11 protein-coding genes are annotated in these 8,039 nt (G+C 70.3%); 6 read left to right on the top strand and 5 right to left on the bottom strand.

Annotation, left to right across the window (positions count from 1 at the left end; translation table 11 throughout):
- From ACTS11_RS17290 to ACTS11_RS17270, 5 genes are all read right to left on the bottom strand, one after another.
- Positions 1–715, bottom strand: a 715-nt coding sequence (locus ACTS11_RS17290) for a lytic transglycosylase domain-containing protein (protein ID WP_442641538.1), incomplete at its 3' end; no start/stop codon positions are given.
- Positions 712–981, bottom strand: a complete 270-nt coding sequence (locus tag ACTS11_RS17285; protein ID WP_442641537.1) for a flagellar biosynthetic protein FliQ — start codon at positions 979–981, stop codon at positions 712–714. The genes ACTS11_RS17285 and ACTS11_RS17290, both read right to left, overlap by 4 nt.
- Before the next feature lie 25 nt (positions 982–1,006).
- Positions 1,007–1,324 carry a flagellar hook-basal body complex protein FliE gene (locus ACTS11_RS17280; protein ID WP_442641536.1) on the bottom strand — a complete coding sequence of 106 codons (318 nt, stop codon included), beginning with the start codon at positions 1,322–1,324 and terminating at the stop codon, positions 1,007–1,009.
- A 10-nt stretch (positions 1,325–1,334) separates the two neighbouring features.
- Positions 1,335–1,745, bottom strand: coding sequence for a flagellar basal body rod protein FlgC (flgC, locus tag ACTS11_RS17275; protein WP_442641535.1), 411 nt, complete (start codon positions 1,743–1,745; stop codon positions 1,335–1,337).
- Between the two features lie 25 nt (positions 1,746–1,770).
- A complete protein-coding gene (locus ACTS11_RS17270; protein WP_442641534.1) occupies positions 1,771–2,166 on the bottom strand; it encodes a flagellar basal body rod protein FlgB in 396 nt (131 codons plus the stop codon).
- A 63-nt stretch (positions 2,167–2,229) separates the two neighbouring features.
- On the opposite strand from ACTS11_RS17270, the gene ACTS11_RS17265 reads away from it, so the two are divergent.
- The 6 genes from ACTS11_RS17265 to ACTS11_RS17240 all read left to right on the top strand — a co-directional run.
- The gene (locus ACTS11_RS17265) at positions 2,230–3,627 is read left to right on the top strand and encodes a FliI/YscN family ATPase (RefSeq protein ID WP_442641533.1); all 1,398 of its coding nucleotides are present in this window, start codon (positions 2,230–2,232) and stop codon (positions 3,625–3,627) included.
- A gap of 168 nt (positions 3,628–3,795) precedes the next feature.
- Positions 3,796–3,990, top strand: coding sequence for a pilus assembly protein (locus ACTS11_RS17260; RefSeq protein WP_442641532.1), 195 nt, complete (start codon positions 3,796–3,798; stop codon positions 3,988–3,990).
- A gap of 151 nt (positions 3,991–4,141) precedes the next feature.
- Positions 4,142–5,137, top strand: coding sequence for a glycosyltransferase (locus tag ACTS11_RS17255; RefSeq protein ID WP_442641531.1), 996 nt, complete (start codon positions 4,142–4,144; stop codon positions 5,135–5,137).
- A 153-nt stretch (positions 5,138–5,290) separates the two neighbouring features.
- Complete coding sequence (locus ACTS11_RS17250; protein WP_442641530.1) at positions 5,291–6,259, top strand: UDP-glucuronic acid decarboxylase family protein; 969 nt, start codon at positions 5,291–5,293, stop codon at positions 6,257–6,259.
- Between the two features lie 10 nt (positions 6,260–6,269).
- A complete protein-coding gene (locus ACTS11_RS17245; RefSeq protein WP_442641529.1) occupies positions 6,270–7,748 on the top strand; it encodes an NAD(P)/FAD-dependent oxidoreductase in 1,479 nt (492 codons plus the stop codon).
- Positions 7,745–8,039, top strand: a 295-nt coding sequence (locus ACTS11_RS17240) for a hypothetical protein (RefSeq protein WP_442641528.1), incomplete at its 3' end; no start/stop codon positions are given. The genes ACTS11_RS17245 and ACTS11_RS17240, both read left to right, overlap by 4 nt.

Raw genomic sequence — 8,039 nt, 5'->3', positions numbered from 1 at the left:
CGTCCGACAGCGACGCCGCCCAGAACCCGCCCTCGAGCGGGGGCAGGGGCGGCGCGGGCGCGCGTGCGGGCCGCGCCGTCCGGGGCGCGCGGGAGGCGAGCGCCGCGAACTCCTCGAAACGCGCGTTCGCGACCGCGACGTTCCGGCGAAGCGACGCGAGGTAGACCCCCTGCAACTCGGGGGTGAACGAGTGGTAGGAGCCCGCCGCCGTCTCCCAGTCCCCGGTCCTGAGGTAGAGGTCGCGCAGGAAGCGCGCGGCATAGTCGGCGTTGATCTCGGGGTCGAAGCCGTCGCGGAGCGTCTCGAACGCCTCCGGGTGCCAGCGCAGGTTGACCTGCATGCAGCCCAGGTCGATCGAGCTCACGCCCGCCTCGAGCCTGTCCCGCACCCAGCCCATCGCCGTCTCGCGGCTGTCGAAGAGCCGCCCCTCGCCCCCGGCGTTGACGGCCCAGGGCCAGACCGTGAGGCTGCCGCCCCGCCGCGTCCCGGCCTCCTGCAGGCCGATCCCGAGGAGGAGGTTGCCCGGAATGCCGTAGCGCTCCTGCGCGGCGAGGATGGCGCGGAGGCAGAGCGCGGCCTCGCCCGGCGCCTCGGCCGGCGCGCTGCGCGTGGCGGAGGGCGGCGGCGACGACGCCGCATAGAACCCGGACCAGCCGTTCGCCGCGAGGGGCGAGGCGGCCACCGCCAGCGCGAGGCTCAGCGCCGCGCGCCTCACAGGCCGCCCGAGCCGATGAGGTCGAAGACTACCTCCGACAGCCGCGCGAGGGTGCCGTACATGAAGGGCGCCGAGGCGACGAGGCCGACGAAGATCGCCGCGATCTTCGGAACGAAGGTCAGGGTCATCTCCTGGACCTGCGTGAGCGCCTGGAAGAAGGCGATGACGAGGCCGACCGCCGTGGCGATGGCCAGGACGGGGCCGGACGCGATCAGAATGGCCCAGATCGTGTCGGAGAAGATCGCGTAGGCGTCGGCTTCGGTCACGTCACGCTCCGTTTCCAGCGGCCGGTCAGATCGGCATGCGCAGGATTTCCTGGTAGGCCTGCACGAACTTGTCCCGCATCGACACCGCCACCCTCAGCGTCGTCTCGAGTTCGAGCGTCGCCTCGACGACGCTCTGCGTGTCGATCTCGCCCCGGAGGCCCGCCGCCGCCGTCGCCTCGGCCGTGCGCGCGGTATCGACCGCTTCGGAGGCCACGCCGCGCAGCATGTCGGCGAAGGTCTCGCCGCCCGACGCGGCATCGGCGCCCGCGGCCGGAAGCGACTGGCCGGTCCGGTAGGCGCCCTGGATCGCTGCGGTCGAGACCACGGAATTGATGTCGGTCATCGCCTGCGCCTCACCTCAGGAGGTCGAGCATCTGGCGGCGCATGTTCCGGGCGGCCTCGAACATGTTCATGTTGGCCTCGTAGCTGCGGGCCGCCTCGCGCATGTTGTTCATCTCGACGATGGAACTGACGTTGGGCGTCTGCACGTATCCGTTCTCGTCCGCCGCCGGATGGGCCGGGTCGTAGCGCAGCGGGAACTCCGACTGGTCGCGGCCGATTTCCGAAACCTGCACGAGCGAGGCGCCCGTGACCCGGTCGACCATCTCGGCGAAGGTCACGGTCTTGCGGCGGTAGGGCTCCTCGCCGGGCGTGTTGCCGGTGGAGTTCGCGTTCGCCACGTTCTCGGCCGTCACCTTCAGGCGATGGCTCTGGGCGAGCATTCCGCTCGCCGCGATGGAGGAGATCGATCTGAGCGGGTCCATGCGCGGGTGTCCTCAGGGGGGTGGCTCAGGGGTTGGCGGAGACGGCAAGTCGCAGGAATTCGTGGCCCTTGCGGTAGAGCGTGGCGGCGAGCTGGTAGCCGCCGCTGAGCTCGCTCGCCCGGATCGCCTGCTGCTCGAGCACGACGCTGTTGCCGTCGAGGCTGGTGGCCCAGGCTTCGGGGTCCTCGATGACGCGGACGGGGCCCGCGGCGTCGGTGCCGCGGATGTGGCCCGGATCGGTTACGGCGAGGCCGGCGACCCGTTCGCCCGAGAGCATCTCGCCGAACTCCGCGGTCGTCCGCGCCCGGAAACCCGGCGTGTCGGCATTGGCCACGTTCTCGGCCACCACGCGCTGGCTTTCGCTGAGCCAGTCGAGCCGCTGCGACGCAAGATCGAAGAACGATATGCCGGGGATATTCACGGTCTTTCCTTTGTTTGCAAGAACAGATAGCATGAATAAAAAGCAATGAGAAGCGACTTGTTCATGAAAACGGTGTTCTCGGATCTGGCTCGGGCCGCACGCGAGGCGGAGGGCACGCGGATCGCCGGCGAGGTCTCGGCGGTGTCCGGCCTGACGCTGACGGTGGCCGGGCTCGGCCGCACGCTCGGCATCGGGCAGAGGTGCCGCGTGCACGGGCGTCACGGCGAGGTCCTGGCCGAGGTGGTCGGCCTCGATGCGCGGGGCGCGCGCATCCTGCCCTTCGGCGACTGGCGCGGCGTGGCCGGAGGCGACGTGGTCGAGGCGGTCGAGGGCGACGACGTCCTGCGCCCCGACATCACCTGGCTCGGGCGGGTCGTCGACGGGCTCGCGCGGCCGCTCGACGCCCGGGGGAGGCTCCCCGACGGCCCGACCGAGCGCCCCGTCAAGGGTCGTCCGCCCGCCGCCTTCGCGCGCCGCCGCGTCGGCCGCCGCATCGAGACGGGCGTGAAGGCCTTCGACATCTTCACGCCGCTCTGCCGGGGCCAGCGAACGGGCGTCTTCGCGGGGTCTGGCGTGGGCAAGTCCACGCTCCTCGCCATGCTCGCGCGGCGGGCCGAGGCCGATGTGGTGGTGATCGGCCTCGTGGGCGAGCGCGGACGGGAGGTGCAGGACTTCATCGCCGAGGATCTCGGGCCCGAGGGAATGGCGCGCTCCGTCATGGTCGTCTCGACCGGGGACGAGCCGCCGCTGATGCGCCGCCAGGCGGCCTGGACCGCGACCGCGATCGCCGAGCACTTCCGCGACCAGGGGCTGCATGTCCTCCTCCTCCTCGACAGCGTCACCCGCTTCGCGCTGGCGCAGCGGGAGATCGGCCTCGCCGCCGGCGAGCCGCCCGCGCAGCGCGGCTTCCCGCCCACGACGTTCGCGGAACTTCCGCAACTCCTCGAACGCGCGGGGCCGGGAACGGGGCTGCAGGGCGACATCACCGCCATCTACACGGTCCTCGTCGAGGGCGACGACATGAACGATCCCGTCGCCGACGGGGTGCGCGGCATCCTGGACGGCCACGTGGTCCTCGACCGCGCCATCGCCGAGCGCGGCCGCTATCCGGCCATCGACCTCCAGCGCAGCGTGTCGCGGATGCTGCCCGGCTGCCATTCGCCGCGGGAGAACGCGCTCCTCAGGGCCGCGCGCCTCAGCATGGCGCGGCACCGGGACATGGAGGACCTGATCCGCCTCGGCGCCTACAAGGCCGGTTCCGACGCCGAGGTCGACCGCGCGATCCGCCTGGCCGAGCCCATCGCCCGCGCGCTGACCCAAGGCAAGACGGACCACGCCCCGACCGACGCGGCCTTCGCCGAGCTGGAGCGGCTGCTCGGCGCGGCGGGAATCGAGGTGGAAGCCACGCCTGCGGGGGATGGTCCCGGCGGAGACGGTCTCGCGGCGATGCAGGACGGTTGACGAAGCGGCGCGGCGCAGGCCGAACGCGTCGCCTTTGGACGCAATGACATCTTCGGTCTTCATCACCGCCCAATTCCCGCCGCACTTCGTGGCGAGAGTCGGGTTCGGGAGGGGCGCCGCGAGGCGCGACGCGACGCGGCGTGAAGATGGAAGCCTGGAGGGAGATACATGAATTCCATCAGAACCTTCGCGACATCCGAAAGCGGCGCCGTCACGGTCGACTGGGTCCTCCTGACCGCCGGGATCGTGGGGCTCGCCCTCGCGGTCCTCGCGCTCCTGTCGCCGGGTCTCGAGAACCTCGTCGAGGACATGAACACCCAGCTCCACGGCGAGATCATCAGCACGACCTTCGCCTCCAACTGACGGTGCCGCCGGCGGCGGACCGCCCCGCCGCGGCCTGTGGGGACGGGCCTGCGACGACAGGCGTGACACGCGTTCGACGGTCGCTAGGATCCGGCATCCGGGAGCAGCCGGATCGACCCGCGCGCCGCCGATGCAACGAGGGCCACCGGGGATGCCCGCCGTCGAGATCGTCATCTGTACCTTCAACCGGGCGCAAGCGCTCGATGCCTGCCTCGCCACCCTCGCGCGGCAGACAGCGCCGGACGGCGTCTGGTCGGTCCTCGTGATCGACAACGCGTCGACCGACTGGACGCAGGCCGTCGTCGAGCGGCACCTGGCCTCGGGCGTCCTGCCCGGCCTCAGATGCGTCCGCGAGGAGCGTCCCGGCCTCACCGCCGCCCGCCAGCGCGGCGTGGCCGAGGCGCGGGCGCCCTCCGTCGCTTTCGTGGACGACGACTGCCACATCGCGCCGGACTGGATCGCGCAGGCCCTGAGCGCCCTCGAACGCCATCCCGGGGCCGCGGCCCTCGGCGGGCGGGTCGAGCCGACCTGGCGCCCGGACATTCCGCCTGTCCTGCGCCGTCACGGGTGGATCTTCGCGGAGCAACCGCACGGGCGCGACGACAGCGAGGGCGCGGTGGACTCGCTCGTGGGCACGGGCCTCGTCCTCGACCGGCAGGCGCTCGTGGACAGCGGCTGGCTGGACGATCCGCTCCTCGAGGACCGGATCGGGCGCGGCGCCACATCCGGCGGCGACGTCGAGATCTGTCTCAGGCTGCGGGCCCGTGGCGGCGCGCTTTTCTTTATCCCCGAGATGCGCCTCGAGCACCGTATCGACACCGGGCGACAGACGCTCCCCCGGATGCTGGAACTGGCGGCCGGGCTCGGCACGGGCTCCGCCCTCGTCACGCTCCTGCAGACCGATCTGCCTGCGGAGGCCTGTCTCGATGCCGCGGCGCGCGAGAACCGCCAGCGGCGGCGGATGCTCTTGGCCGGTCTCCTGCGGCGCCACTTCGGGTGGACGGACTGGCGGATCTACGATGCGTTCGAACGCGGGCGGCATGCAGGGCTTGTGCGCCTCAGGGCCGACGACGCGCTGCGCGCGAGGCTCGCCGGACGCTGTCTTCCGGCACCCGCCGGGGCCGGCGAACGCCGGTCGGCGTCCTAGCCCTGCCAGCCCGAAGGTCGACCCGTCCCGGCTTGCCGTCCGGCAAGGTTCCCCGGCGCCAAGATGGGGTGCTTGGCGAATATTGACTCGCCAAATAATTTAGGGATTATCCCAATAGCTTTTTTGTGATTCTCCCATTGTTTTGGTGCATAATTGGCGCACGCGATTGTAACCGGCGGAGCCGGGTTTCTTGGGTCTGCCCTGACCGATGCCTTGCTCGGGCGCGGCGTGGACGTCACCTGCATCGACAACCTGTCGAGCGGACGGCTCGCCAACATCGAGCATCTCTCCGGACGGACGGGCTTCGACTTCATCCAACATGACGTGATCGAGCCCTTGCCCGATCTGGACGCCGACATGGTGTTCAACCTGGCCTGCCCGGCCTCGCCCGTCTACTACCAGGCCGATCCGCTCCGCACCGCCAGGACGGCGGCGTTCGGCACGCTGAACGCCCTCGACCTCGCGAACCGCAAGGGCGCCCGGTTCCTCCAGGCCTCGACCTCCGAGATATACGGTGACCCGGAGGTGCATCCCCAGCAGGAGGGCTATTTCGGCAACGTCAGCACCACGGGCCCGCGCGCCTGCTACGACGAGGGCAAGCGCTTCGGCGAGAGCCTCTGCTTCGACTTCCGCAGGATGTACGGCACCGAGGTCAAGGTGGTCCGCATCTTCAACACCTACGGGCCGCGGATGCAGGTGAACGACGGGCGCGTCGTGTCGAACTTCATCGTCCAGGCCCTGAAAGGCGAGCCGATCACCATTTTCGGCGACGGCTCGCAGACGCGGTCGTTCTGCTACGTCTCGGACCTGATCGCGGCCATGCTCGCCGTCAGCGACACGGCCCCGGGCGTCACGGGGCCGTTCAACATCGGCAACCCGGAGGAGGTCACGGTCCTCGACCTCGCGCGGCAGATCCAGCGGCTCGTGGGCATCGAGGAGAACATCGTCTTCCGCGACAAGGCGGTCGACGATCCCCGGCGCCGGCGTCCGGACATCTCTCTGGTCAACGAGACCACGGGATGGCGCCCGCGCGTGCGGCTCGCCACCGGTCTCGAGAACACCATCGCGTATTTCCGCGACGCCCTGAGCCTGCCGTCCCCGACGGCGCGCGCGACGGCCTGAGGTGGATTCCATGACGCAGGACACCAGAGGCCACACCGTGATCATCGGCGGAGGTCCGGCGGGCCTCTCCGCCGCCTACGAGCTGAAGCGCATCGACCCCGCCGCACCCGTCACCGTCCTCGAGGGCAGCTCCTACTTCGGCGGCATCGCGCGGACCGAGACCTACAAGGGCTTCCGCTTCGACATCGGCGGGCACCGCTTCTTCACCAAGGTGCCGGAGGTCGAGCAGATGTGGCGCGAGGTGCTCGGCGACGAGTTCCTGCGCCGGCCCCGCCTCAGCCGCATCTATTATCGCGGGCGCTACTTCGACTATCCCCTGAAGCCGCTGAACGCCCTGTCGCAGATCGGTCTCTACGAGACCGTCCGCATCATGCTGAGCTACATCAAGTGGAAGGTGCGGCCCCACAAACAGGAGGACACCTTCGAGCAGTGGGTCATGAACCGCTTCGGCGGGCGGCTCTACATGCACTTCTTCGCCAGCTATACCGAGAAGGTCTGGGGCATCTCGCCCCGGGACATCCAGGCCGAGTGGGCCGCCCAGAGGATCAAGTCCCTGTCGCTGTCGAAGGCCGTCATCAACGCGCTCTCCGGCCGGAACGAGACGGTCTCGCTGATCGAGGAGTTCGACTATCCCCGCAAGGGCCCCGGCATGATGTGGGAATGGACGGCCGACCGGGTCCGCGACAAGGGCGGTGCGGTCGAGCTCAACGCCCATGTCACGGAGGTTCACCGCTCGGGCAACAGGATCGAGGCGGTCACGGTCCGGACGCCGGAGGGCGCGCGCCGCATCGGGGCCGACAACGTCATCAACTCGATGGACCTTCGCACCCTGATCCGGAGCATCACGCCGCCGCCGCCGAAGCCGGTCACGGACGCCGCCGAGGTCCTGCGCTTCCGCGACTTCATCCTGGTGGCCCTGGTCCTCGACAAGCCCGATCCCTTCCCGGACAACTGGATCTACGTGCATTCCGGCGACGTGAAGGTCGGGCGCATCCAGAACTTCCGTGCCTGGTCCCGTGACATGGTCCCCAACGACCACCAGGCCTCGATCGGCATGGAGTACTTCTGCTGGGAGGGGGACGAGCTGTGGAACACCGACGACGCCGAGCTCGTGGCCCGCGCGGCCGAGGAACTCGAGCGCCTCGGCCTCGCCCGCCGCGAGGAGGTGGTCGACGGGGCGGTGGTGCGGCAGACCAAGGCCTATCCCATCTATGACACGCAGTACCGCGCGGCGCTGGACGTGATCGTGGAGTGGCTGGGCACGCTCGAGAACTTCCAGACCGTCGGCAGGAACGGGCAGCACCGCTACAACAACCAGGACCACTCCATGCTGACCGGCATCCTCGCGGCGCGGAACATCGCGGGCGAGAACCACGACGTGTGGAACGTGAACGTCGACCGCGCCTACCACGAACAGTTCGAGCGGGCCCGAGCCGAGCCTGCGGCGGCCCCGGAACCCGGCATGGTCGCGGCGAAGCGGACAGCATGAGCCGCCCGCCTCGACCGGCAAGGTTCGGGCGCTTCCTGCCGGCGGACAACATCGCGCCTCTGTTCACGCTGCCCGGGCTGATCGCGGCGCTCCTGCTGTCCATGGCGCTCTGCTGGCCGCTCGCCGCGACGGGCCATCTCAGGGCGTTCTACGACAGCAACAGCTACCTGCGCGGCGGCGACGCGATCTGGCGGATCGCCGCGGAGGCCGTGGGGCTCGACCGCGGGTCCGCCATCGCGGGCGATCCCGTGGCGGAGACGGGCGGGGCGCCGGCCGACGGGGCCTCGGCGG

Source organism: Roseicyclus sp. (assembly GCF_052168335.1).
Classification (GTDB): domain Bacteria; phylum Pseudomonadota; class Alphaproteobacteria; order Rhodobacterales; family Rhodobacteraceae; genus Roseibacterium.
This window is presented reverse-complemented; position numbering and strand designations above follow the sequence as displayed.